Origin of the sequence: Sphingobium aquiterrae, from assembly GCF_037154135.1 — a bacterium.
GTDB lineage: Bacteria > Pseudomonadota > Alphaproteobacteria > Sphingomonadales > Sphingomonadaceae > Sphingobium > Sphingobium aquiterrae.
Window position 1 is genome coordinate 38886 of record NZ_JBANFL010000007.1, and the last position, 23554, is coordinate 62439.

At 62.9% G+C, this 23554-nt stretch carries 24 protein-coding genes and 1 pseudogene; 17 read left to right on the forward strand and 8 right to left on the reverse strand.

The genetic code is table 11. The features are described 5' to 3' along the window. Positions 1-236: 236 nt before the first annotated feature. The gene (locus WFP78_RS09005) at positions 237-3005 is read left to right on the forward strand and encodes a cation-translocating P-type ATPase (protein WP_336960815.1); all 2769 of its coding nucleotides are present in this window, start codon (positions 237-239) and stop codon (positions 3003-3005) included. On the opposite strand, the gene WFP78_RS09010 is transcribed toward WFP78_RS09005, so the two are convergent. Together WFP78_RS09010 and WFP78_RS09015 are read right to left on the reverse strand one after the other, a co-directional pair. After that, positions 2954-3454: a hypothetical protein gene (locus WFP78_RS09010; protein ID WP_336960818.1), complete on the reverse strand. Its 501-nt coding sequence runs from the start codon at positions 3452-3454 to the stop codon at positions 2954-2956. The genes WFP78_RS09005 and WFP78_RS09010 overlap by 52 nt on opposite strands. After that, the gene (locus tag WFP78_RS09015; protein WP_082166232.1) at positions 3432-3812 is read right to left on the reverse strand and encodes a DUF5132 domain-containing protein; all 381 of its coding nucleotides are present in this window, start codon (positions 3810-3812) and stop codon (positions 3432-3434) included. The genes WFP78_RS09010 and WFP78_RS09015 overlap by 23 nt, the downstream gene beginning before the upstream one ends. A 489-nt stretch (positions 3813-4301) precedes the next feature. Here WFP78_RS09015 and WFP78_RS09020 point away from each other — a divergent pair, with 489 nt between their 5' ends. The 13 genes and pseudogenes from WFP78_RS09020 to WFP78_RS09080 all read left to right on the forward strand — a co-directional run bounded on the left by WFP78_RS09020 (position 4302) and on the right by WFP78_RS09080 (position 15409). Beyond that, positions 4302-4871, forward strand: coding sequence for a hypothetical protein (locus WFP78_RS09020; protein ID WP_336960825.1), 570 nt, complete (start codon positions 4302-4304; stop codon positions 4869-4871). A gap of 172 nt (positions 4872-5043) precedes the next feature. Then, complete coding sequence (locus tag WFP78_RS09025; protein ID WP_336960828.1) at positions 5044-5376, forward strand: ArsR/SmtB family transcription factor; 333 nt, start codon at positions 5044-5046, stop codon at positions 5374-5376. An 11-nt stretch (positions 5377-5387) separates the two neighbouring features. Further along, positions 5388-5915 (forward strand): arsenate reductase ArsC, encoded by a 528-nt coding sequence (locus WFP78_RS09030; RefSeq protein ID WP_043152291.1) that lies wholly within the window; start codon positions 5388-5390, stop codon positions 5913-5915. Beyond that, positions 5915-6346, forward strand: coding sequence for an arsenate reductase (glutaredoxin) (gene arsC / locus WFP78_RS09035; protein WP_048577519.1), 432 nt, complete (start codon positions 5915-5917; stop codon positions 6344-6346). Before WFP78_RS09030 ends, arsC begins: the two co-directional genes overlap by 1 nt. Further along, a complete protein-coding gene (gene arsB / locus WFP78_RS09040; protein ID WP_048577518.1) occupies positions 6343-7416 on the forward strand; it encodes an ACR3 family arsenite efflux transporter in 1074 nt (357 codons plus the stop codon). The genes arsC and arsB overlap by 4 nt, the downstream gene beginning before the upstream one ends. Beyond that, the gene (gene arsH / locus WFP78_RS09045; RefSeq protein ID WP_043152244.1) at positions 7416-8156 is read left to right on the forward strand and encodes an arsenical resistance protein ArsH; all 741 of its coding nucleotides are present in this window, start codon (positions 7416-7418) and stop codon (positions 8154-8156) included. Before arsB ends, arsH begins: the two co-directional genes overlap by 1 nt. 582 nt (positions 8157-8738) lie before the next feature. Beyond that, positions 8739-11318 (forward strand): annotated as a pseudogene (clpB, locus tag WFP78_RS09050) (ATP-dependent chaperone ClpB). Positions 11319-11411: 93 nt separating this feature from the next. Beyond that, the gene (locus WFP78_RS09055) at positions 11412-11978 is read left to right on the forward strand and encodes an HdeD family acid-resistance protein (RefSeq protein WP_043152247.1); all 567 of its coding nucleotides are present in this window, start codon (positions 11412-11414) and stop codon (positions 11976-11978) included. Positions 11979-12075: 97 nt separating this feature from the next. Continuing rightward, positions 12076-12975, forward strand: a complete 900-nt coding sequence (locus WFP78_RS09060; RefSeq protein WP_336960839.1) for a DnaJ C-terminal domain-containing protein — start codon at positions 12076-12078, stop codon at positions 12973-12975. Beyond that, positions 12972-13313, forward strand: coding sequence for a chaperone modulator CbpM (locus WFP78_RS09065; protein WP_336960842.1), 342 nt, complete (start codon positions 12972-12974; stop codon positions 13311-13313). The genes WFP78_RS09060 and WFP78_RS09065 overlap by 4 nt, the downstream gene beginning before the upstream one ends. A gap of 151 nt (positions 13314-13464) precedes the next feature. Continuing rightward, positions 13465-14046 carry an RNA polymerase sigma factor gene (locus WFP78_RS09070; RefSeq protein ID WP_336960845.1) on the forward strand — a complete coding sequence of 194 codons (582 nt, stop codon included), beginning with the start codon at positions 13465-13467 and terminating at the stop codon, positions 14044-14046. A gap of 173 nt (positions 14047-14219) precedes the next feature. After that, the gene (locus WFP78_RS09075; protein WP_222887993.1) at positions 14220-14555 is read left to right on the forward strand and encodes a GFA family protein; all 336 of its coding nucleotides are present in this window, start codon (positions 14220-14222) and stop codon (positions 14553-14555) included. Positions 14556-15076: 521 nt separating this feature from the next. Next, a complete protein-coding gene (locus tag WFP78_RS09080) occupies positions 15077-15409 on the forward strand; it encodes a helix-turn-helix domain-containing protein (protein ID WP_336960851.1) in 333 nt (110 codons plus the stop codon). Here WFP78_RS09080 and WFP78_RS09085 read toward each other — a convergent pair. The 5 genes from WFP78_RS09085 to WFP78_RS09105 all read right to left on the reverse strand — a co-directional run bounded on the left by WFP78_RS09085 (position 15391) and on the right by WFP78_RS09105 (position 18018). Continuing rightward, positions 15391-15822 (reverse strand): hypothetical protein, encoded by a 432-nt coding sequence (locus WFP78_RS09085; RefSeq protein ID WP_336960853.1) that lies wholly within the window; start codon positions 15820-15822, stop codon positions 15391-15393. The two genes, WFP78_RS09080 and WFP78_RS09085, sit on opposite strands and share 19 nt — an antisense overlap. A gap of 197 nt (positions 15823-16019) precedes the next feature. Next, the gene (locus WFP78_RS09090; RefSeq protein WP_048577511.1) at positions 16020-16295 is read right to left on the reverse strand and encodes an HU family DNA-binding protein; all 276 of its coding nucleotides are present in this window, start codon (positions 16293-16295) and stop codon (positions 16020-16022) included. Between the two features lie 43 nt (positions 16296-16338). After that, entirely contained in the window at positions 16339-17253 is a 915-nt protein-coding gene (locus tag WFP78_RS09095; RefSeq protein WP_048577510.1) for a HEPN domain-containing protein, read from the reverse strand. A gap of 19 nt (positions 17254-17272) precedes the next feature. Further along, positions 17273-17725 (reverse strand): type II toxin-antitoxin system VapC family toxin, encoded by a 453-nt coding sequence (locus WFP78_RS09100; RefSeq protein WP_222887034.1) that lies wholly within the window; start codon positions 17723-17725, stop codon positions 17273-17275. Continuing rightward, a complete protein-coding gene (locus tag WFP78_RS09105; protein ID WP_169575441.1) occupies positions 17722-18018 on the reverse strand; it encodes a type II toxin-antitoxin system Phd/YefM family antitoxin in 297 nt (98 codons plus the stop codon). Before WFP78_RS09105 ends, WFP78_RS09100 begins: the two co-directional genes overlap by 4 nt. A gap of 461 nt (positions 18019-18479) precedes the next feature. Here WFP78_RS09105 and WFP78_RS09110 point away from each other — a divergent pair, with 461 nt between their 5' ends. The 3 genes from WFP78_RS09110 to WFP78_RS09120 all read left to right on the forward strand — a co-directional run bounded on the left by WFP78_RS09110 (position 18480) and on the right by WFP78_RS09120 (position 19795). Continuing rightward, positions 18480-18824 (forward strand): type II toxin-antitoxin system Phd/YefM family antitoxin, encoded by a 345-nt coding sequence (locus WFP78_RS09110; RefSeq protein ID WP_336960867.1) that lies wholly within the window; start codon positions 18480-18482, stop codon positions 18822-18824. After that, entirely contained in the window at positions 18821-19204 is a 384-nt protein-coding gene (locus tag WFP78_RS09115; protein WP_169575440.1) for a type II toxin-antitoxin system VapC family toxin, read from the forward strand. Before WFP78_RS09110 ends, WFP78_RS09115 begins: the two co-directional genes overlap by 4 nt. 105 nt (positions 19205-19309) lie before the next feature. Further along, positions 19310-19795 (forward strand): hypothetical protein, encoded by a 486-nt coding sequence (locus WFP78_RS09120; protein WP_222887033.1) that lies wholly within the window; start codon positions 19310-19312, stop codon positions 19793-19795. Here WFP78_RS09120 and WFP78_RS09125 read toward each other — a convergent pair. Further along, positions 19782-23549 (reverse strand): conjugal transfer protein TraG N-terminal domain-containing protein, encoded by a 3768-nt coding sequence (locus tag WFP78_RS09125; protein WP_336960873.1) that lies wholly within the window; start codon positions 23547-23549, stop codon positions 19782-19784. The genes WFP78_RS09120 and WFP78_RS09125 overlap by 14 nt on opposite strands. Between the last annotated feature and the right edge of the window lie 5 nt (positions 23550-23554).

The following is a 23554-nucleotide window of genomic DNA, read 5'->3' on the forward strand; positions in this document are numbered from 1 at the left end:
GCGGACATATGATTGGTCATGCTTCCCGGGCAGCGTCCGGAAAAATGAAAGGATCGCGAATACCAGTGGCGATTTCGATACATCATCACATTCCGGGTCGGACGCGATTGCGGTTTTCTCCATGGCCTGCCGATGACGCGTTACGGCGTTTCCGAAGCAGATTGGTGGCTCGCGGTTGCCGTGTAGGGGAGGGCAATGCCTTCTTGGGCAGCATGCTTGTCGAACATGATCCCGCAGTGACCATTGCCGCCATCGTCTCCTGGTTGGAGGAATCGGCGCCGATCGAGGCGGCCGCCGAGCCAGATGACCGGCTTTCCCGCTCCGGTCCGCGGCGACCGAGGCTTTTGGACGAACCGCCACTGGAGAGTGACGCCATTTTCCGTTCGCGGGGTGAGGATATCCTCGAGCTGTTGCGTAGCGGGGCGGACGGTCTTTCTGCGAACGAGGCGCGCCGCCGGCTCGCCGTCTACGGGCCGAACCAGACTCCGCCGCCGCTCGGCCGCTCGCAGCGGGATATGGTCGCGGCGCAGTTCACGGGCTTGCCGGTGGCGCTGCTGTTCGGATCGGCGGTTCTTTCCTTCGCCACCGGTGGCCTGCTGGACGCCGCTTTGACGATCGGCGTCGTACTCGCCAACGCCGCCATCGGCTTCTCTTCGGAAAATGCCACGGAGCGCCTTATCCGCCGCCTGTCGCGGCCGACGGAGCATATGGCGGAGGTCCAGCGTGACGGCAATCGCCTTGAGGTGCTCGCCGCGACGATCGTGCCCGGCGATATCCTCGTCCTCGCGCCGGGCCAGTTCGTGCCCGCCGATGCCCGAATTCTCGAATGCCGGGATCTGACGGTGGATGAATCGACGCTGACGGGCGAGAGCCTGCCAGTTCGAAAGCACGCCAAGGTGCTGGACCAGGTGCCGGCCGGAGTCGCCGACCGGCACAATATCGTCCACGATGGAACGATCGTCAGCGGTGGAGACGGGCGCGCCGTCGTCTTTCAGACGGGCAGCGGCACGGAGGCCGCACGAACCCGCGCCTTGATCGATCTGGCGCGTCCGCCCCGACCCGTCATCGAGGAGGAGCTCACTTCCCTCAGCGGCCGTCTCGCATTGCTCTGCGTCGGCGCGTCGAGCGTCGTATTCCTGGTCGGGCTGCTGCGCGGCGAGCCGCTGCTCGCCATGGCGCGAAGCGCGGTCGCACTGGCGGTCGCTGCCATTCCCGAGGGTCTTCCAGCCATCGCGACCACGACGCTGGCGCTGGGCGCAAGGGCGATGGAGCGCGAGCAGGCTTTTGTTCGGGCGCTGCCCGCGGTCGAGGCCCTGGGCACCATCGATACCATCTGCCTCGACAAGACGGGAACCCTGACCGAGAACAGGATGGCGGTCGTGGCGGTCGCCATCGGAGAAGAGGTTCGGCGGACTTCGGCGGACGGACATGGCCATGGCTCGGACACAGATTTGCTGCGGGCCATCGCCGAGGCCGTGGCGCTGTGCAATGAGGCAAATCTGGCTATGCAGACGGGATCCTCCACCGAGCTGGCGCTTCTTCGCTTTTGCAGCGACGTCGGCATCGACCCCGATGCCGTCCAACAACAGTCGCCGATAGTGCGCCTCCAGAGCCGGGATCAGGCGCATCGATGGATGGCGACGGCGCATCGCCGCAACGGCGCGGATTATGTCGCGGTCAAGGGCGCGCCGGACGAATTGCTCGCGCTTGCCGCCCACGAACTGACGGAGGACGGGCTTCGGCCGCTCGACGAGGAACGGCGTCGCCGGATCCTTGCCACCAATGAGACGCTCGCCCGGGAAGGCTTGCGGGTGCTCGGCGTTGCGAGGAAGGAAGGTGATCTTCGCGACGGATTGCCGGACGACCTCGTCTGGCTGGGCCTCGTGGCGCTCGCTGACCCTGTCCGCGCGGAGGCGCAGGAAGCGGTCGAGATCTTTCACCGCGCCGGCATTCGAACGATCATTATCACCGGAGACCAGCCGGCCACCGCGCTTTCGGTCGCCGAAGCGGTCGCCGTTTCACGGACCGGCATCATCCCCGTCGTGGACGGCGCGAACCTTGCGGATCTCGACGATCAGGCGCTTGGCGCTTTGGCGCTCCGGACGTCGGTCTTCGCCCGTATCAGCCCTGGTGACAAGCTGCGCATCGTCCGCGCGCTTCAGGGCGCGGGCCGGCGCGTGGCGATGATCGGGGATGGCGTCAACGACGGTCCCGCGCTCAGGGCTGCTGCGGTAGGCGTCGCCATGGGAAGGCAGGGAACCGATGTCGCGCGCGAGGTGGCGGACATCGTGATCGCCGACGATGATTTACGGGCGTTGGCACGGGCGATCGCCCGCGGGCGCGCGACCGATGACAGCATCGGCGCGGCCACCCGCTATTTCCTGTCGACGAACCTGTCGGAGGTGCTCCTCATGCTCGGCGAAACCCTGCATGGCCGGGGCGGGCTCGAAACGCCGATGGAGTTGTTCTGGCTCAATCTGGTGACGGACATCATGCCAGGTCTGGGGCTGGCGATGGCCGAGCCGCGAGGCGACGTGATGACACGCCCCCCGCGCACTGCGGATGCGCCGCTGTTCGGCCACGACGAGCTTCGGGATCTTGGATTCGACGGCGCGCACCTCGCTGCGTCGGCGTTGACCGCCCATCTCATCCTGTTGGCGTACAAGGGCGCCGGACCACAGGCACGCGCGGCGACCTTCATAACATTGTCGCTGGCGCAGTTTGCCCACGCCTGGGGGCTGCGTGACCGGACGCCCGGATCGGTCGCAGGTCGAGTGGTATCGGAGACACGGCTTGGCGGCGCATTGGCAGCGGCTTGCGGACTGCTTGCCGCGCCTTTCCTGATCCGGCCACTGCGAACGCTGCTCGGGCTGGGTGTGCCCGGTCCGGGCGACTTGGCGCTCTCCGCCGGGCTGGCGGCGACCTCTTTCGGCATCGGCGAACTGCGACGGACTCAGCGAATGAACGTTCGCAGTGGCCGGGCCATCGTCAGGGTGGCGGCCTGACCGAGGAGGGTCAGCGCCGGTCCGGCAACGCTGCCTCTTGCGAGCTGGATCACACCCCCGGCCACAAGCCCCGCGAAAGCCAGGCTCCACAGATCCGCACGGCCGTCCGTCAGGCGCGCTATCGCTCCGTCGACCGTACCAAGCTGCCGTGCGGCGGCGCCCATCGGATCAATCGGCTGAAGATGCGTGATGGACGAAGCAAACTGGATGCCTTCTCTGGCGATCGACTCCCGCAACTCATCAAAATCGCCTCGGTGTCTGATAACGATGCTGCCGCTTGTCGGCCTGATCTCGGCGGAGTCTATGCCCGGAATCGCGGCCAATGCCGTAGCAAGCGACTCAAGCCGCTCGAGGTGGGGCAGGGGACGATCGAGCACGATCCGGACGCGTCCGGGCATACGGTGCTTGAGATGACCTCGCGTCGTTTCAGCTTTTGGACTGCGATCCATCGACGGCGTCCTTCTCCTGGCTGGCTGCTCCTTGCGTGGCCGCGGTTGCGGAAGCGGCCTCTGGCGCCGGTGTTTGCTTCATCTCATGGGCGACCTCGGCGACCAGATCCTCGACATCTTCAGCGAAACGCGCGGCCGCGCCGCGAACTGCTGCATAGCCGGCAAGACCGGCCCGCAGCGCCCGTTTGGCCGCAGGCCTCGTCGTTTCCCACGGGATCGACGCCACCAGGGCGCCACCCGCTCCGACCACCATTCCCCAGAAGAAGCTGCCGCGCATGATCGTTCCCGTATTTTCCTGCCGCCATGGCAAATCGAGCCGTGCCTTTCGCTCGGCTTGAGCCGACTCTGCACGAGCCATATGAAAATCTGTGGCTGATCCGAGCCTGCCTCATGCTCTTAACCGGACGAATTCGTATACATACGTAGGTCCCGGCGATCACCGTCCCTCATAGTCCTTCCACTGGAAGCGAAGCGACAATCTTGTCGCAGCGGTCGTCCTTCAGCCAGAAGCCCAGGTGCCGACGCGGAAGGTTCCTTGCCGCGGTGGAAGCGCTTGGGGACCGGCAGCATGCCCAACGATCTGGTCAACCGTACCGCACATATAGGAGGAACTCGGAATAGCCGATGATCCCGATGCAGCAAAGCCGGTGGCCAGCCGCGGCAGGAAGGCGCTGCCGAGGGCAGCGTCCAACGCCACATGATGTCCTGCACGAAGTGGTTCTGGCAAGGACCGATGGCCCGGTCCTCATCGTGGGCAGAAATCTCCCATTGCTTGGGACTTAGGGGAATTCCTTACAGAGGGACCTGCCTGACGCATCTAAAACCCTATCTTTCGGATATGAAAGTCTTGCCCACATACAGCCCACGCAAGTCGACGGCCGCCGCCGGGGTTCCGCTCTGCGCCCTGCTGATCGCTTCGCTTCTGCTGGCCGGCTGCATTCCCCATAGCCCGCCGCCCAAGACCGGCGCAGCCGCGCCACCCGTCGCGCAGCCGGAAAGCAAGGTAGACCAGACGGGCAGGAGGGCGGGCGAGATCGTGACCCAGCCGGTTCGCGACGTCGGTGTGGCCGCGACCAATATTCCGCCGGTGTTGGAAAGAGCGAGCGAGAACCCCTACAGCCTCGACGGCCTTAGAGCCTGCACCGAACTGGCCCGTGCGGTAACCGAACTGAGCGCGGTGCTTGGACCGGACTTCATTGTCGGTGCGAAACAGCAAGAGAACAGCGCCGGAAAATTTGCAGAGGCCGGCGGCCAGATGGTGGTGAACTCGCTCATTCCCTTCCGGGGACTGGTGCGGGAGGCGACCGGCGCGGCGCCGGCGCAGCGTCGCCTCAACACCGCGATCGATGCGGGTTTTGCGCGACGGGGCTTCCTGCGCGGCATCCACCAGGCAAGAGGCTGCCGTCCGCCGCTCTGAGGCGCCGGGAACGCGTCCTCAAAAGGCCGCTGCCGAAGAGATTCGCGCCGCTTGAGCGACCCGAGCGGCTCTCCCGGCGGGGCCGCGAGCCGGCTGGGGATGTTGGAAAAGCATGTAAATCGCTGTGAATGTCGTCGTTGATCATTATCCATATATCCGTTAATGTAGATATATGGATAATGATTCGGCCATCGCCACATTAGGCGCTCTCGCGCAGGGCACCCGCCTCGACGCCTTCCGGCTTCTGGTCCGGCATGAGCCCGACGGGCTCGCTGCCGGCGAGATCGCCAAGGCATTGGGTGTTCCCCAAAACACCATGTCGGTTCACCTGGCCACGCTCTCACGAGCCGGATTGATCCGTTCCGAGCGGCGCAGCCGGCTCATCAACTATCGCGCCGAGCTGGGCCAGTTGAAGACGCTGACCCTGTTTCTCGTGAAGGATTGCTGTGGCGGCAACGCGGCGCTGTGCGCGCCATTGATCGCCGAACTCGCCCCCTGCTGCTGATGGAGTCTGCCATGTCCGACCGCATCTTCAACGTCCTCTTCCTGTGCACCGGTAACTCGGCCCGCTCGATTCTTGCGGAGAGCGCCCTCACCAAGCTGGGCGGCGGTCGCTTCCGTGCCTTTTCGGCCGGGAGCTACCCCAAGGGCGCGATCAACCCTGACGCGCTCGCTCTGCTCGAGCGGATTGAATATCCTACAGAAGGTCTCCGTTCGAAGAGCTGGGACGAGTTCGCCGTGCCTGGCGCGCCCGTGATGGATTTCGTGTTCACCGTCTGCGACGACGCGGCGGGCGAGGTCTGCCCGATCTGGCCGGGTCATCCTGTCACCGCCCATTGGGGGATCGAGGATCCAAGCCACGTCCAGGGTTCGCAGATCGAGCGGGAGCGCGCGTTCGTGACAGCGCTGCGCTATCTTGAGAACCGCATCAAGCTCTTCGCGGCGTTGCCCTTCGATAGGCTCGACGCCATGGCTTTGCGGGCCCGTGTCCGTGAGATCGGGCATGGCGAAGGCGCGAGCAGCCGTCGCGGGGACGCAGCCTGATGCCGGTCGATATCATAATCTACCACAATCCCGATTGCGGCACCTCCCGCAACACGCTGGCGATGATCCGCAATGCTGGAATCGAACCGCGTGTGATCGACTATCTGAAGACTCCTCCGTCGCGGTCGATGCTTATGTGGCTGATCGAGCGCATGGGTATTACCACGCGCTCTTTGCTGCGCGAGAAGGGCACGCCTTTCGCTGAGTTGGGGCTCGATAACCCGTCGCTGAGTGATGGGCAGCTTGTCGATTCGATGATGGCGCATCCAATCTTGATCAACCGCCCGATCGTAGTGTCACCGCTCGGCGTCAAGCTCTGCCGCCCTTCCGAGGAGGTGCTCGATCTGCTGCCGAGCGATCAGCGTGGCGCCTTCGCGAAGGAAGATGGCGAACGCATTGTCGATGACCGCGGCCAGCGGGTCGCATCATGAACGCCACCACTGCTGGAACGTTGGCGCCGGCCAGGCCGGCGATCAGCACATTCGAACGCTATCTCAGCGTCTGGGTAGCGCTTTGCATCATCGTCGGCATCGCACTCGGCTATGCACTGCCCGGCCTGTTCGGCGTGATTGCGTCGACCGAGGTTGCGCGGGTCAACCTCATCGTTGCGGTTCTGATCTGGCTGATGATCGTCCCGATGCTGCTCAAGATCGATCTTGGCGCGCTCGGTTCGGTCAGGCAGCATTGGAAGGGTGTCGGCATAACGCTGTTCATCAACTGGGCGGTAAAGCCCTTCTCGATGGCGCTGCTCGGCACCCTGTTCCTGGGCTGGCTGTTTCGGCCGCTGTTGCCGGAGGCTGAGATCAGCTCCTATATCGCCGGACTGATCCTGCTTGCCGCAGCGCCCTGCACGGCGATGGTGTTCGTCTGGTCCAATCTCTGCGATGGTGACCCGACCTACACGCTGAGCCAGGTCGCGCTCAACGACACCATCATGGTGTTCGCGTTCGCCCCGCTGGTCGGCCTTCTCCTCGGCGTCGCATCGATCACCGTACCCTGGGACACGCTGCTGATCTCGGTCCTACTCTACATCGTCGTGCCGGTGATCGTCGCGCAGGTCATTCGGGGTGCCGTGCTCTCGTCGGGCGGACAGCCCGCGCTTGACCGGCTGCTCAGCCGTCTTGGCCCAGTATCTTTGGTCGCGTTGCTGACGACTCTGGTGCTGCTGTTCGGATTCCAGGGGCAGGCGATCATAGCCCATCCGCTGGTGATCGCGCTGATCGCCGTGCCGATTCTCATCCAGGTCTATTTCAACGCAGGGCTCGCCTATTGGCTGAGCCGTCGGTTCGGCGTGGCATGGTGCGTTGCCGCCCCCGCCGCATTGATCGGCGCGTCCAACTTCTTCGAGCTGGCGGTCGCTGCCGCGATCAGTCTGTTCGGTCTCAACTCCGGCGCAGCGCTTGCTACCGTCGTCGGCGTGCTGGTCGAAGTTCCGGTCATGCTGTCCGTGGTCAGAATCGTGAAGGCGACACGCCCTTGGTATGAGCGTCGGGTAGCCTGATGTCGCGCCTTCGTTCCCTTGCCGACCCTGATGACCTGCCGGCGCTCGATCGGTCGCTCGTTAGACCTAGTCCCGCCGTCGGCCTCGGTTCGCTCGAACATCCGCCCCGCATCTTGCTGCTTTACGGATCCCTGCGGGAGCGATCATTCAGTCGACTCGCGGTCGAGGAGGCGGCGCGCCTGTTGATCCTGTTCGGCGCCGAGGTGCGGATCTTCGATCCGAGCGACCTGCCGCTGCCGGATCAGATCAGGGGGGACGACCATCCGGCGGTCCATGAACTTCGTCAGCACGCGCTCTGGTCCGAGGGCATGGTGTGGTGCAGTCCCGAGCGTCATGGCCAGATCACTGGCATCATGAAGGCGCAGATCGACCATCTGCCGCTGGAGTTTGGCGGTATGCGCCCGACCCAGGGAAGGACGCTCGCGGTGATGCAGGTCTCAGGCGGCTCGCAGTCTTTCAACGCGGTCAACACGCTGCGTCTGCTCGGCCGCTGGATGAGGATGTTCACGATCCCGAACCAATCGAGCATCGCAATGGCATTCAAGGAGTTCGATGAGGCAGGCCGCTTGAGACCTTCCAGCTACTACGACCGCATTGTCGACGTGATGGAAGAGTTGATCCGGTTCACCATTCTGATCCGAGGCCATGCCGAGCAGCTTGTCGATCGATATTCTGAGCGCAAGTCCGAGACCGCCAAGCGCGATGCCGCGAACGACCTGACGTCACGATCGATAGCGTGAGGCCCGCAATTGGGCCAGAACGCCGGGTCTGGCGCCTTATGGCTGTTCTATTCCCGCCAGCCGGACGCTGGATTTGCCCCCCGTCCCCCGGGCGATGCTGCGAGTCGCCATAATCGGAACGACGATCAGATCGGGCCGGGCCGGGCCGGGCCGGTTTCACCTGCGGCGCGTCCGCATCAATGGGAAAGGAGCGACATAGAAAGGAGGCACGGCCATGTCGCAGCCATTTCGCCAGAGGTGGGCAGCACAAGCGCTCTTCTCTCCAGCCATGTCCGGCGGCAGCCGATCGGCAGATAGCCATGAACATCGCCGGTCCGGACTTGGCTGAATTCCGCGCCCATCGGAACATCCCGTATATTTCTGGGCTTCGGCTTGAAAGATAAGCGCCAAGAATTCTGAGCGAACGAGAGACGGGGAACACGCTATGCCAAGAAATCTCCGACTTTGCCGAACCAATCGATAGGGCCTTCATCGGCCGTGTTGGAATCGGTTCGATAACCCTTGGCCATCACGTGCGACGTCGAACCGACAATGGGGTGAGACGCGATCGGTACTCACGCCAAACGGAAAAACGAGGAATCAATGAATCTCGAAAAATTCACCGATCGCGCCAAGGGCTTCCTCCAGAGCGCGCAAACCGTCGCGATCCGCATGAGCCATCAGCGGATAAGCCCGGAACATCTTCTGAAAGCTTTGCTCGAGGATGAGCAGGGCATGGCAAGCGGCCTCATCCGCGCGGCAGGCGGCGATCCCGCCGTGGCGACGCGGCAGACCGACGCCGCGCTCGCCAAGGTGCCATCGGTTTCAGGCAGCGGCGCGCAATCGGCCCCGAGCCTCGATAATGATGCTGTGCGGGTGCTCGATCAGGCCGAGCAGGTCGCGCAGAAGGCGGGCGACAGCTATGTCACCGTCGAGCGGCTGCTTCTTGCGCTAGCGCTGGCCTCAAACACCGCGGCCGGCAAGTCCCTGGCCTCAGCGGGCTTGAAGGCAGAAGCGCTGAATGCGGCGATCAGCGCGCTGCGCAAGGGAAAGACCGCGGACACGGCCTCGGCCGAGGATCGCTACGACGCGCTCAAGAAGTTCGCACGCGACCTCACCGAAGCGGCCCGCGAAGGCAAGCTCGATCCGGTCATCGGCCGCGATGAGGAGATCCGTCGCACCATCCAGATCCTTGCCAGGCGCACGAAGAACAATCCCGTCCTCATCGGCGAACCCGGCGTCGGCAAGACCGCGATCGCCGAAGGGCTCGCCCTGCGCATCGCCAATGGCGACGTGCCCGATACGCTCAAGGACCGCGCGCTGATGGCGCTCGACATGGGCAGCCTGATCGCCGGGGCCAAATATCGCGGCGAGTTCGAGGAGCGGCTGAAGGGTGTGCTCGATGAGGTGAAGGCCGCCGAGGGCCATATCGTCCTGTTCATCGACGAGATGCATACGCTAATCGGCGCCGGCAAGGGCGAAGGCGCGATGGACGCATCCAACCTGCTCAAGCCCGCGCTCGCGCGCGGCGAACTCCATTGCATCGGCGCGACCACGCTCGATGAATATCGCAAGCATGTCGAGAAGGATCCAGCCCTCCAGCGGCGCTTCCAGCCCGTCTTCGTCGGTGAGCCCACGGTCGAAGATACCATCTCGATCCTGCGCGGCCTGAAGGAAAAATATGAGCTGCACCATGGCGTGCGCATCACCGATGGCGCGCTGGTCTCGGCGGCGACCTTGTCCCACCGCTACATCACCGACCGCTTCCTGCCGGACAAGGCGATCGACCTCATGGATGAGGCGGCCTCGCGCCTGCGTATGGAAGTCGAATCCAAGCCCGAGGAGATCGAGAATCTCGATCGGCGCATCATCCAGCTCAAGATCGAGCGGGAGGCGCTGAAAAAGGAGACCGACAAGGCGTCGAAGGACCGACTGGAGACGCTGGAGCAGGATCTCGCCAATCTCGAGCAGCAATCGGCTGAACTCACCTCGCGCTGGCAGGCCGAGAAGGAAAAGATCGCGGGTGAGAGCCGTATCAAGGAACAGCTCGACGCTGCACGCATCGAGCTCGACCAGGCGCAGCGCTCGGGCGACCTCGCCAAGGCAGGCGAACTGCAATACGGCACCATTCCCACGCTCGAAAAGCAGCTGGCCGATGCGGCGGGCGCAGCCGAAGGCGCAATGCTGCGCGAGGAGGTGACAGCGGAGGACATCGCCGGCGTCGTCGCGCGCTGGACCGGCATTCCGGTCGAGCGAATGATGACCGGCGAACGCGAGAAGCTGCTCGCCATGGAAGAGACGATCGGCAAGCGCGTCATCGGCTAGGCCGATGCGGTCCGCGCCGTGTCGACCGCCGTGCGCCGCGCGCGTGCCGGTCTGCAGGACCCCAATCGGCCCCTGGGCTCATTCCTGTTCCTAGGGCCCACAGGCGTCGGCAAGACCGAGCTCACCAAGGCGCTCGCCGGCTTCCTGTTCGACGACGACAACGCGATGGTTCGCATCGATATGAGCGAGTTCATGGAGAAACACTCGGTCGCCAGGCTGATCGGTGCCCCTCCGGGCTACGTCGGCTATGAAGAGGGCGGCGTGCTGACTGAAGCGGTTCGCCGCCGCCCCTATCAGGTCGTCCTCTTCGACGAGGTCGAGAAGGCGCATGGCGACGTGTTCAACATTCTCCTGCAGGTGCTCGACGACGGGCGGCTGACCGACGGCCAGGGCCGCACGGTCGACTTCACCAACACCATCATCGTGCTGACCAGCAATCTGGGCAGCCAGTATATTGCGGGCCTCGCCGACGACGAATCGGTCGAGAAGGTCGAGGACCAGGTGATGGAAATCGTCCGCGGCCATTTCCGACCGGAATTCCTCAACCGCCTCGACGAGATTATTCTGTTCCACAGGCTGGGCGCCGACCATATGGCGCCCATCGTCGATATTCAGGTCGCCCGCGTCGGCAAGCTGCTCCAGGACCGCAAGATCACGCTCGACCTCACCGATGCGGCCCGCGCCTGGCTCGGCCGCGCCGGCTATGATCCGGTCTACGGCGCGCGGCCATTGAAACGCGCGGTGCAACGCTTTCTCCAGGATCCGCTCGCCGACTTGATCCTCCAGGGCGAGATCCGCGACGGATCGACCGTCCATATCGATGAGGGTGACGGAGCACTCGTGCTGAATATAGGCTAAGAGTTACGATGGCCGCCTGGAATAGCGTGGGACTGAATTGGGCGACAGCAGCAGTTGACGAAGGATTGCCCGAACGAATTAGGGAGAAAGCTTATGAGCGCGCACGAAGCAAATAAGGGGGTCTGGGGTTCGCCGTTTCCGGCATCCACCGGTTGGGGATGGGTTCTGACCTATGGCGTGCTCCTGATCCTGGGCGGGATCCTGGCTTTCCTGAACCCGCTCGCGACGGGCTTTGCCGCCGGCGTGATCTTCGGAGCGATATTGCTTGCCTATGGCGTCATCGCGATAGTCGCTGGACTGTCAGCCTTTTCCACCCGATCGAAGGTGCTGGAGTTGCTCCTCGGCGTCGTGGCGGTACTCGCAGGCCTCTTCGTGCTGTTCGATCCATTCCAGGGTGCCGCATCGCTCGCTTGGGCGATCGGGCTGTGGCTGTTCGTCTCAGGATTTTCCCAGCTTTTCTATGGACTGAAAGGTACGCATGACAAGGGATGGAGGCTGTTGCTCGGCGTCGTCGATATCGGGCTGGGTACCTATCTGGTGATCAGCGGCCCGCTGGCAGGGCTTGCCTTCGTGGCGGCGATCATCGGCTTCAGCTTTCTCTTCCGCGGTGTTTTCCTTATCTCACTTGCCTTTGGCCTGAGGCGGCTGAAGTCCGCGTGACGAGGGGATGCGGCCAGGAGATGGATACACCGAGGCTGACGGCGAACGCTGCGGAAGGGTTCGCGCCGATCCTCAGCGCGACCAAGAGGCGTAGCAGGTGAGCAATCCATATGAAGTTCTCGGCGTCGCCGCGTCCGCGAGCGGGGACGATATCCAGAAAGCGTATCGCAAGCTCGCGAAGAAGCTCCATCCGGACCTCAACCCTGGCGACAAGTCGGCCGAGGACAAGTTCAAGCAAGTCGCAGGCGCCTACGATCTGCTGAGCAACCCGGAGAAACGCAGGCGTTACGACACGGGCGAGATCGACGAGACCGGCGCAGAGCGGCCCCAACAGCAATATTATCGTGACTATGCCGGGTCGGACCCCGGCCATTATTCGAGTAACGCTGGCTTTGCGGATTTTGCCGCAGGCGACGATCCGTTCGCCGAACTCTTCCGTCGCAGCGCACAGGCGCGCGCCAATCGCCGCGGGCAGGACCTGCACTATCGCCTTTCGGTCAGCTTCGTGGAGTCGATCACCGGCGGTTCACAGCGGATAACCCTGCCAGCGGGCGGCACGCTCGACGTGACGATCCCGGCGGGCGTCGTTGATGGTCAATCGCTGCGCCTCAAGGGCAAGGGCGCACCTGGCGCCGGCAAGGGCGGCCCAGGAGACGCATATATCGAGATCGAGGTTCGATCCGACCCACGCTTCCTCCGCAATGGCGACGACATCACGATCGACGTTCCGATCTCGCTGAGGGAAGCCGTCCTCGGCGGCAAGATCCGCGTTCCCACGCCAACCGGTGATGTGACGATGACCGTGCCGGCCAATTCGAACAGTGGCAGCACGCTGCGCCTCAAAGGCAAGGGTGCCCCTCGGCTGGGCGGCGGTCGTGGCGATCAATTCGTGAAGCTCAGGATCGTGCTGCCCAAGCCGGCCGATCCGGAACTCATACAATTCGTTTCGACCTGGGAAGCCGGCAAGAATTTCAATCCTCGTGAGGCCTCGCGATGATAGACCTGGACGAATTTCTATCCCACTCGGGGATCGAACTCCACTCGCTCGAGCAGTGGATCGATCGCGAATGGCTCCTTGGCGAGCGCAGATCCACGACCATCGTCCTGACCGACATGGACGCGGCCCGCGCGCGCCTCATACATGATCTGAAGCGAGACTTCGGCGTGAACGACGAAGGCGTCGACATCGTGCTCCACCTCGTGGATCAACTGGATGGCCTTCGCCAGGTGCTCGCACAGATGCGAACGGAAGCGCAGGCCGCGCGGCGCCGGGATATCCGGCGATCGCGAGGCCGCAAACCGGGTCCGATTCTGGCTCCGCGGCGCAGGTCGTAACCGGGCCATGAGTCTTGGTGAAAGGGCCTAGCTCCTCACAACATCTGCGCCACAGCTTCTATCCGCACCGAACTCGGTCAGCTGCGGTGAGAGCAAACAACGAGTTCACGTCGGAATTGGCGAACCGATCCCTGCTAAAGTCTGGAAGGCAATGATTGACGACTCGGAACCACTCCAGCCTGCGCAGGCGAGCGAATTCGACGCTTCGTTCCAAGCGACCAACCAGAGCCCGGTTGAGCAACTTCTTGCCCTTCTTGAGATTGAATATGGGGCGCTGCAAATGCGCCTCTCGGCGCATCTGCGTTCCTCCGAGGCTGCAGCTGAGGCGCTCCACGACGTCTATGTCAAGCTGAGGGCGCACCCGTCTATCGACGATCTCCATAACCCACGCTTCTACCTCTACCGGATGGCCATCAATCTCGCAAAGAACAGGAGGCGGAGCGACTGGCGCGCGATCAACATGGAGGATGCTGGGCTTCTCGATATTCCGGACAATGCGCCGAGTCAGGAAGCCGCCACCTTGGCCACGGACGAAATGACGCGAGCTTTGCAGGCGCTTCATACCCTCCCGCCTCGGCGGCAGGCAATATTCCTGGCCAAGTGGCGCGACGAGAAATCGCAAAGCGAGATTGCCGCCGAGTTCGGGTTGCACAAGCGCACGGTTCAAAAGGAGCTCACTCGAGCGGAGATATATCTGAGGAAGGTCTTACGTCGTCCCAAGCGGCCGGTCTGACTGGCGCTGATGCCGCTCGAAAGGCTAGTCGAGGCCCACGTCCGTGCCACCGAACGGTCCACGGGGACGACATTACCGTACCGGTTTAACCTGGTATGGCGTTCCCTTGGCATCGTATTTGTTGCAGATCTAACAAACCAAGGCTTGTCCGGTTGAGTGCAGGAGATGCTGGCATGAAGCATGAGGGAAGCTGCCACTGCGGGACAATCCGCGTTGCGATTGAGGATGATCCTGTCGATGCCGGTGAGTGCAATTGCTCGATCTGCCGGCGAACCGGAGCACTGTGGACCTACCGCTCGCCCAGCCAAGTGAAAGTCGCGGGCATGGGCGTAGGCTATGTACAGGGCGACGCCACCCTGACGTTGTGGCATTGCGCGACATGTGGGGTCACCACCCACTGGAGCCCTCACGATCCGACGTACGACCGGATGGGCATCAATCTCAGACTATTTGACCCGGCGTTGTGGAATGGGCTGCCCCGCCGGTTCATCGACGGCGCGAGTTGGTGAGGTATAGCGACTCTCAAAGCCGCAATAGTGATGATTTTGGCCATATCGTCATAAGGCTTATCTCTGGCCGTTAACCTGCCTTCCGCGCCAGAAAGCAGATTTTCCGGTCCCCACGACATCATTGCTCCTCTGGGCGTCCGCTGAAGCCGCCATTCGGTGGCGGCCTGCGGTCTTCACCGGATGGCTACGGGAGGCCCGGCGCTGAACTCGGACAAAAAAGTGGGGCGCATTTTGGATCGCCAATGTGTCCCCCCATTGGGAATAGTAGGGCTTCCTCCTTCGAATGCGCCTCGGCTTGCGCCCTAGCGTCTCCTGGTGGTGGCCGATGAGGCAGGGCGCTGAGGTTCCCCGGCGCAAGCAATCTGCCTCGCAACCCGTTGGGGGTCGCCATGGCGGCTTTTGGAAGTGTGGGCGCGAGCGCGACGCCGTGCGCGCGGTCGGCGAAAACTACAACACAATCTGTGTCGGTCGGACGGCAGAGGGGTTTCGGGGGGCCCAGAGGAGAGACGAGCAGTCGGCCGATGCTCGCCCCCTGGCAGGTCAGTCTGGCCATGCGCACGATGCGGTGTAATCTCAGCAACGCAATCTCGATCTCCGAAATCGCGTCTCTGTGCCGATTGTCGCTCTGCTATTTTGTGCGAGCTTTCACGAACACGGTGGGGATCGCACCCTATGCCTGGTTTGTTCAGCAGCGCATCGTGCGCGCAAAACGCCTCTTGGCCGATACCGCGCTACCCTTGGTGCAAGTCGCTCTCGAGTGCGGATTCTCCGACCAGGCCCACTTCACCAAAGCGTTTGCCAAGGCATCCGGCATAACGCCTGCAAAATGGCGCCGTCAGATTTGCGCGTGCTGAGCTTTCATAGCGCGGGCAAGGCTGATCTCTCGGTCCTTCCTTTCGCCTTCCGCTCCTCGAGAAGCCGCACGGCGATTGGCGAAGGCGAGCAGGGCAGGGTCATGCTCAGGCCGATTCCAGCGCGCGGAATCCCGCAGAACCAACAAATCCTCAAGGTGCGTGAGGAACGTGTAGACCTTGTTGACGATGTCGATCATCAACGCCTTCATTTCTGCATCGGAGATCCGAGAGACTTTCGCCCAAGGGATTTCGCCGTAAGGTGTAACCACCTTCACGTCGCTAAAGTCGCCGACCGCTGTTCCTGGGGTCGTGCCAGCATGGAGATCCTCCAGTTGAGAATTGCGCACACAATTCTCAACGAGGGCCAGCGCGAGCCGCCGCGCAGCGGCATCGGATATATCTTCAGCTGCCACAACTTTCTCCCGGATAGAAACCCTTTATGCCGTTTCGCTGGACATTGGCAGAGTGGGCGGCAATCGATAGACGCCTGCCATGCCGCTTCATGCTCACCATGATACGACGCGGAGAGGCGAATGCTGAAGGTTTGTGGAGACGATGAGGTCGTATGACGGCTTGACCGGCGATTCATCAATCGCCGGTCGTTAGGAATTCAGCCGTTCAGCTTATCCCTGATCGCCTTGGCTGGCGCGAAGGTGAGCTTTTTCGACGCGGCGATCTGGATGGTTGCGCCCGTAGCCGGATTGCGTCCGTCCCGCGCCGGCGTGTCTTTGACCTTGAACTTGCCAAAGCCGTTGAGCGAGATTTCCTCGCCGTTCGAGGCGGATTCCGCGATTGCGGCAAAGACCGTATCAACCGCCTTGCGGGCATCAGCCTTTGTGACGTCGATCACCGCTGCCAGCTTTTCGGCCAAGTCGCTGTTGTTCATTCATTTCCTCCTGCAATGCTCGTCTGAATATGGGATAAAGCGCCTATAGCTCGGCGCGCAGTTCTTCCAACCTTTTCTGGCAAAGTTCGTTGACGATCGTGCCAAGCACCTCGACGCGCTCGGAGAGGTACGCGAATTCCTCCTCCGTCATCTTGAAATGCTCCGAATGCCTAGCCTTCACATATGCATCTTTGAGCTTGTTGAAATACGCTTCCTGCTTGCGGGTCTCCCTTGGCCAAGCATCGACGAGGCGCGCAGAAATCGTTTCAGCGCGCGTCCGAAGGAATTTGATATTGTGGCTATATGGGGTGTAGAAGGTGTAGACGAGAAGAACGCAGTAATAGAGACGTTCGCACGCCTGTTGAAGATTATAGGCTGCGTCGGGAAATTGCTTGTTGTCGTAGAAGAACTGAAAGCCCAACCGTGACGATATTGCGAGGCCGAACCACTGGTCGAAATAACCCTTCGCCATGTCATAGGCTTGCTGCGGGGTCTTGGGCTTGGGCTCGTGCAGTTCGCTGTTGTCGACTTGATACAGCGCAATGCCATCGCGCGCGATGTCCATAAAGAAATAGCGGCCATGAGCCAGCCCATCGTTCACTTCCTGCAGCGTGTGAACGATGAAATTGACCGGCGTGCGCAGGCGGTTGAGGATCATGGTTTCCCGGTCGAGGCGTTCTTCCGCTTTCTCCCAATATTCGGCTCTGTCCGTCAGCTCCTTCTGGTTGACGATGATGAGCAGGTCGAAATCCGATCGATAGCCCCTCTCGGTATGCGGCTCATGCACCCACCGTCCGGTCGCATAGGAGCCGTAGAGGATGATCTTGAGGATGCGGCCAAGCTTGCGCGGCCCAGTCGGCTGGCCAAGCGCGTCCTCGAACTCCTCAAAGAGGATCCGGATGACCCGATCGAGTTCGCGCCGCTTGTTTACCGGAAGATGGTCGAGTTCGGTTTTCATCGTCTCATCGTCATTCGGGTCATGTGAGAGGGAAGCGCGAAGGCTCGTCTTCCCACGGGTTGAAGATCACGGCGCCGCTGTGGCGAGTATCCTTGATGTTTCGCGTCACGAGGAAGAGGTCGTGCTCGATCGCGGTTGCCGCGAGCAGCGTATCGATCACCGGCGGGGACTGCCCCGTCCGCCGCTTCACCTCACCCGAAATTGCGCCCCAGCGATAGACGATGGCGTCGTGAACGGAGAGGAGCCGGTCGCTGAAGCGTTCAGCGAGGGCGTCGCGGGCCGCTATATAGCGCGAACGATCCGGATGTTCCGGCTCGAGATTGTGGATGCCTTTATCGAATTCCGCGAGCGCCAGGACGCTCAGGAACATCCGGTGCTCGGGTTGCGCTGTCGCCCATGCCTTGACGCTTGGCGCACCGTTCCGGCTGGCCAACGCAGATACGATATGCGTGTCCAGCAGCCAGCCTTTCACAAGGCGACGTCCCGCCCGCGGTCGATCTCGCGCTCAAGGTTGAGGCCGTCGAGTCCGAGGCCCTCGAGGAACGGAACGAACGCAGGCTTGCCCGCATCCCTGGGCAGAAGCCGGTCGAGTTCGTCCACGCTCATCACCACTACGGCCTCCCGGCCGCGGACCGTGACCCGCTGCGGTCCCTCGCTCTGGGCACGCCTGACGACTTCGCTGAAGCGGGCCTTGGCATCTTCGAGTTTCCACGTACTGCGGGGACCGGATTTCTCACCTTCCGTCTTGCCAACTGCCGTGCCCATTGATTATCTCCTGACTAGCTAGTCAGATATAGACTGCTCCAGCCGCTATCGCAAGACCAATCGCCCCTTCGCGAGCAAACGGCTGATATAACTAAGTGCAAGGCTCCGCCCGTGGACCTCCCATGTCAGCCAGGGAGCGTCGGTCTGCGGAGGTGTTCTATCGGCACATCCATCCACTATACTCCGGCGATGTCCACGAAGAACGATTCGTACCAAGGCTCGCTGTTCCGCGAAGGCGATTTGCCCTCACGCAGGCGCAACAGCCTTGCCTCCCGATCCGATACTCAAGGCGATTTGTCTTCAGACCCGCCACCTGCCAGCTTTCACATTCGGGTCCGTCGCGGACCGGAACGTCATCCGCTTGCCCGATTATGGCGCATTCTGCTGCGCGGCCGCCCACATGACGAACCTTGATCCAGATAGTCGCAGGGTACCCGCTGACTAGGGAGCTATGCCCTGACGTGGCCACGACATTGAGCAAATATCTTGACATGGACCATGCAATAGTCCAAAAAATTCATGTAGCCGACGGCCAGTGGGAGTTCAACATGCGAGTCTCTGTGAGCGACGCCAAGGCGCAGCTGACCGAGTTGGTGCGGCGGGCCGAAGCGGGAGACGAGATTGTCCTGACGCGACATGGACAACCGGCAGTGAGGTTGGTCCCCGTCCGTCCGGCGAGCGATGGAACGGCGCGCCGCAAGCTCCTCGACGCCGCTCGGATAGCTGGAGCAGCGAAGGCAACCACCGGTCCTGACGCTGCGCATAGCCAGGATTTCCTCTATGGCGACGATGGTTTGCCCGCGTGATCGCGGTCGATACGTCTGCACTGATGGCGATCGTCCTTGATGAACCGCATGCGGCTACCTGTAGCGATGCGATCGAGGCTGCGGATGAATTGATCATCTCCGCCGGAACCGTGGCTGAAACTCTGATCGTCTCGGCCCGACGGAACGTCGCTGAGGAAATGGTGAGCCTAATCGACGGGCTTGGCTTCGAGATCGTGAGTGTGACCCCAGCCGCTGCGCACCGCGTTGCCTCGGCCTATTCCAAGTGGGGAAAGGGCGTTCATGCAGCCGGCCTCAACTTTGGCGACTGCTTCGCCTACGAAGTCGCCAGGGAGCATGGATGTCCTCTCCTCTTCGTAGGGGACGACTTCACCAAGACCGATGTTGAGAGCGCAATATAGTCGGCGAAAGGTCACGCTCCGCCCGAATCTCGCCTTGAGACGACTATGTAGACCGTGGAAATCTGGCCCGATCTGTGATATGGGGCAGTGGAAGGGATATTCCCGGTGGAAGCTGCCATCAACGATCAGGAGCCCCGTAGCGTCAGTGACCAGCCGAGACTGTCGGCCTGGATTTGGCGGCCATGGTACGCGAAGCTTTGGTGGACTTCCATTCCGATCTGGTGGCTGGGCATGGCGGCGGCGACACGAGTTTCCTCGCTCGAAGCCCTCTACGGTAGTGCGCTCGCCGGTTATCTGAATATCCTGTTCTTCCCGATGACGGCGCTCATGGTGCTGGGCGTCGGCTATGTTCGGGAGCGTCTCGACGGTTTTGTGCAGCCCGGCGACGGAACGCCACTGTCAGACGAAGAGGAAGAAGAGGCCCTCTACAGAAGGCGCGCTCTTGAAGAACATGATCGTTGGGCGAAAAGATGGCGCGCCGGGTTCGACCCAGCGGACCCGCGGTCTGGGCCTCTCTGGATCGGCAATCCCTTGAATCCGACTAACCCGGGGCACATCAATCCTCACACCGGGAAATTCAACGCTTCTTGAATGTGCTGTCGCCGTCACCCGGACTACCTTGGATATCGGTCGAGAAGCTCCCTTTCGCGAGAACAGAGTTTTGCTCGAGCGAGGTCAGCGGCCCGGTTATATCGAATGTGGCGCGCCCGTTGTCCGCATCCTGAAGGTAGCGATTGCGCATGCCTTCGCTCCCCAAGACACGATTCGATAGCTCACGGGAGAAGGTGGCTGCGGGATCGCTCGAGCGCGCTGCGGCACGCTCAGCGGCAGCAATCGACTCCCGCACATCATAATTGACGATGTCCAAACTTGATTGTGCGCTTTCGCTGGTGCTGCCTGTATCGTGGCTTTCAAAGCCTACCCTCGCACCGAAACGTCCCACCGTGGCGCGGTCTGTCTTCTCGACAGGCCCCGGTGGCGCCCGCCGGCCCCGGCCCGGAGTGCTGGCACGACCGCCAGTCGTTTCAGTATCGGAAACACTGATGTCCCGGCCCACGTCGACGCCAAGGTTGGTTCCCATCGTTGTCTGATCTTGGGCCAATCGTGACACGGACCGCTGCCACCCAGTCTGGGCCATGATCGCCTGCACATCACGCTGGAGCGTGTCGGCGACCTGCGGCTTCAGCCGCCATTCGCCCTTGCGGTCCATCTCGAACCCGCCGCGCAGCCAGTTGGAGAGCATGGCCTGGCCTTCCGCACCGCCGCCCATGAAATGCTCGATCGTATCCGATCCCGCCTGCTTGCCGGCTTCGAACCGCGTGCTGGTGTCGCTGCGCGCCGATTGGCTGAAATCCGTTCCGCTGGAGACGAGGAGATCGTTGTGCGCGAAGCTGAAGCGGGCGTGCCCGCCATTGGCGATCGCTCCCAGCTGGCTTTCGTTGATGAGCCCCGCTCTCCACATGGCCGCCGCCGTCTCAGGCGTGAGATTGAGGCCAAGGTCGCCATTCTGGTCCATCGCGATTTGTCGTTTGGTCAGCTGGATGCCGTTGTCGCCCAGAAGCCTTTGCATGCGGGTGAGCCGCTCCCGATCGACGATCGAGGTGAGCCGCTCGTTACGCGCGCGATCGGCCACGCCCTCGGCGCCGCCCTCGGCCATGTCGACCTGGTTGCCCGCGGTCCGGCTCAATGCCTGGATGAAGCTGTCGAGCCGCGCTGCCTCGCGCGTCGATACGCCGGCTGCCTCCGCGCCCTCGGCAAAGCCGAAATTTTCCGCCTGACGCCGCTGCTCGCCGATCCGCGCCGCGCCGCGCGTGCCTGCGGTTCCGACTTCCCGCTGCGCATCGAGCTTGCCGGAGCGCTCGGCAAAGTCGTACCCAGCCGCCTCGGCCGTCCGTCCGTAGACACTGGTGCCCTCGCGGCCCGCTTCGGCAGTGGCGCCATCAGCGGTTCCGACCTGCACCGCCATATTGTAGCGCTCAAGGGCCGTCATGACCTGCGCCTCGTTCCTTCCCGTCGCGCGCCCGAGCTGCGTAACGGCGGTGCTTCTCGCCTCGCCAGACAGCGCATTGATGAACCCGACCCGGCGCGCCGTCTCATCAACGGAGAGACCGAGCATCGAAGCCGCCTCTCGCTGGCCGTGATTGCTGCCGCTGCGCCAGCCCTGCTCGGTCGCGACATTGGTGCGCTCGACGCCCGCGACATTATCGCCGGCATAGTCGCGGCGCCCTTCCATCGCACCGACCTGGATCTGCGCCGACGTGAGGTCGTTCCTCAGCATCTGCTCCTGTTCGAAGGTGTTGGCGATCAGCTTGGCTAAAGTCGGATCGGCCTGGGCCTCTCCGATCACGCCCGAGGCTTTGAGCTCGGCATCGCTCGCCGAATAGCCGGCCCGCTCAAAATGGCGCGTGGCCGCCTGCATCATCATGCCGTAAGCTCGGCTGTCGCCGAACGCGCGCCATTGCACCAGGTTCTGGCTGAAGGCCGCGAACGTCCTCTCGCCGGCCTCACCCTGGCCGAAATAGCCCGTCCCGAGGCTCCTGAGCGCATCCTTCTCGGCAAATTGGTGGATCGCAGTGGTCGCGGCATTGGCCTGAACGGCGCGCGCAACCGCCGGGTCGGCGAGATCCCGGCCAGCCAACGCCGGCGCAAGGCTGCCAAGCTGACGAGAGCCCTCGATGCCGCCAAGCGCCATCGCCGTCCCGCCCGGGGTGCCGGGTCGCTGGCCAAGGATATGACCTGCCTCACCGAAGACGCGGTTGGCGCCGAAGGTCGATCGTTCCCCGAAATCGCCGAAGCTCGATGACGCAGCGGCGCGGGAGCGGGTGCCCAATGCCGAGGCCTGCGCTTCCAGCGCAGACGCTTGTCCCTCGGCCGTACCCATGGGCGCGGCGGCGGCCGTGCCTTGGCTCGCCACGCCGAGGGAGCCCGACGTGAAGGAGGTGAACACATTGCCGCTGAAGCGGAACACGGTAAAGACGAACGCGCCGGCTAGGCCGGCCGCGGCCGTGCGAAAGCTGCCGAAGATCGCCAGCGCCTTCATCGCCGCCGAAGGCGCGAGCAGCCAGGCGTTGGCCGCAAGCGCGTTCGAGCGCAACTCCGCGAGCGTCGCCGTCGCGCGACCGAGCGTGAGCTGATAGATGCCCGCATCGATAACGCCCCAGAGCGCCACAAAGACGAACATGCCGAGCGCAAAGCTCGCGACCCGCAGATTGATCGGCGTCAGGATGAACAGGAGCGCGATCGGGATCATGAACAGCATGATGCCGAACACGGTGGCGCGGATCGTCGGCATCCATTCGTTCGCCACCGACATGGTCGCGAGGCCGTTGGAGATGACTGCCCGATTGGCCATGACTCTCGCCGCACTCGCCGGTGAATCCTCGAACAGCACGTCGCCCACCGTGTTGCCGAGCAGAATGTGCGTCAGGAAGGCCTGCGCACTCAGCGGCCGGCCGAGCATCATCTGGCCCATCTCTCCGACCTGTTGCCGGCATCGTGTCATCTGCTGGACATTGTCCGTGTCATAGCCGGTTCGCGCGCAAATTTGCTTCGTATAGCCGTCGAACAGGACCGGGTCGGACAGGCGATCCGAAATATACGTCCAGGCATCGCTGCAACTGACCGTCGTGCCGCCCTTGTCGGCTTCGGTATAGACCGTTGAGAAGGTAGCGGGGCCTGCCATCGCCGCGAGGGAAGCCGGCAAGTCGGTTGAAGTCCGGAAGAGTTGGTCATCGTCCACGCCATAGGCAGCCGAAACCCGTGCCACCGGATAGCATTGCCGGACATAGTCTTTGATTGTCGCGTCCAGGAAGACGTCGGTCATTGGCCCGCGCGGCGAAACGGCGTTCAGGAACAAGTCGAAGCTGTGCCCACCGGCCCCGAACTCGATCTTGGCATTGGGATCGAGCGTGTTGTCGTCTATCGTCTCAACCATCGCGCGCTCGATCATGTTGGTCGCGCCGGCGACGAGCACGAGCAGGTTGGGAACGCCGCCGACCGGCTGATAGGCGTTGCGCACCCGGTCGTAGACATGGACCGTTCCCGTCGTGGCGACGAGTCCGACGAACAGGCCGACGCCGATGAGGATCTGGAAGCCGAAGGCGACCAGCCCCATGCCAGTCCCGCGCACGCTGGCGATGATCGCGCCGAGGCCGATCCCGACCGTCGCGACGATCATCACCAGCGTCTCGTAACGCGGATCGCCGAAGATCATCGACACCAGCCGGAAAGCCTCGACCGTCTCGGCAAAGCCGTCATAGGTGTGGAAGCTCGTGTCGACCGCCAGGGCGGGGGAAGCGAGGAACAGGGCGGGAAGGGCGGCAAGAAGCCTTGGAAGCCGGCGCATGACAG

Excerpts from the sequence above, each read along its gene's own strand:
- WFP78_RS09090 (WP_048577511.1), bottom strand. The coding sequence starts at position 16,295 with ATGAACAACAGCGACTTGGCCGAAAAGCTGGCAGCGGTGATCGACGTC.
- WFP78_RS09025 (WP_336960828.1), top strand. The coding sequence starts at position 5,044 with ATGGATAATGATTCGGCCATCGCCACATTAGGCGCTCTCGCGCAGGGC.
- WFP78_RS09065 (WP_336960842.1), top strand. The coding sequence starts at position 12,972 with ATGATAGACCTGGACGAATTTCTATCCCACTCGGGGATCGAACTCCAC.
- arsH (WP_043152244.1), top strand. The coding sequence starts at position 7,416 with ATGTCGCGCCTTCGTTCCCTTGCCGACCCTGATGACCTGCCGGCGCTC.
- WFP78_RS09105 (WP_169575441.1), bottom strand. The coding sequence starts at position 18,018 with ATGGGCACGGCAGTTGGCAAGACGGAAGGTGAGAAATCCGGTCCCCGC.
- WFP78_RS09125 (WP_336960873.1), bottom strand. The coding sequence starts at position 23,549 with ATGCGCCGGCTTCCAAGGCTTCTTGCCGCCCTTCCCGCCCTGTTCCTC.
- WFP78_RS09095 (WP_048577510.1), bottom strand. The coding sequence starts at position 17,253 with ATGAAAACCGAACTCGACCATCTTCCGGTAAACAAGCGGCGCGAACTC.
- arsC (WP_048577519.1), top strand. The coding sequence starts at position 5,915 with ATGCCGGTCGATATCATAATCTACCACAATCCCGATTGCGGCACCTCC.
- WFP78_RS09015 (WP_082166232.1), bottom strand. The coding sequence starts at position 3,812 with ATGGCTCGTGCAGAGTCGGCTCAAGCCGAGCGAAAGGCACGGCTCGAT.
- WFP78_RS09010 (WP_336960818.1), bottom strand. The coding sequence starts at position 3,454 with ATGGATCGCAGTCCAAAAGCTGAAACGACGCGAGGTCATCTCAAGCAC.
- WFP78_RS09030 (WP_043152291.1), top strand. The coding sequence starts at position 5,388 with ATGTCCGACCGCATCTTCAACGTCCTCTTCCTGTGCACCGGTAACTCG.
- arsB (WP_048577518.1), top strand. The coding sequence starts at position 6,343 with ATGAACGCCACCACTGCTGGAACGTTGGCGCCGGCCAGGCCGGCGATC.
- WFP78_RS09080 (WP_336960851.1), top strand. The coding sequence starts at position 15,077 with ATGCTCGCCCCCTGGCAGGTCAGTCTGGCCATGCGCACGATGCGGTGT.
- WFP78_RS09075 (WP_222887993.1), top strand. The coding sequence starts at position 14,220 with ATGAAGCATGAGGGAAGCTGCCACTGCGGGACAATCCGCGTTGCGATT.
- WFP78_RS09070 (WP_336960845.1), top strand. The coding sequence starts at position 13,465 with ATGATTGACGACTCGGAACCACTCCAGCCTGCGCAGGCGAGCGAATTC.
- WFP78_RS09055 (WP_043152247.1), top strand. The coding sequence starts at position 11,412 with ATGAGCGCGCACGAAGCAAATAAGGGGGTCTGGGGTTCGCCGTTTCCG.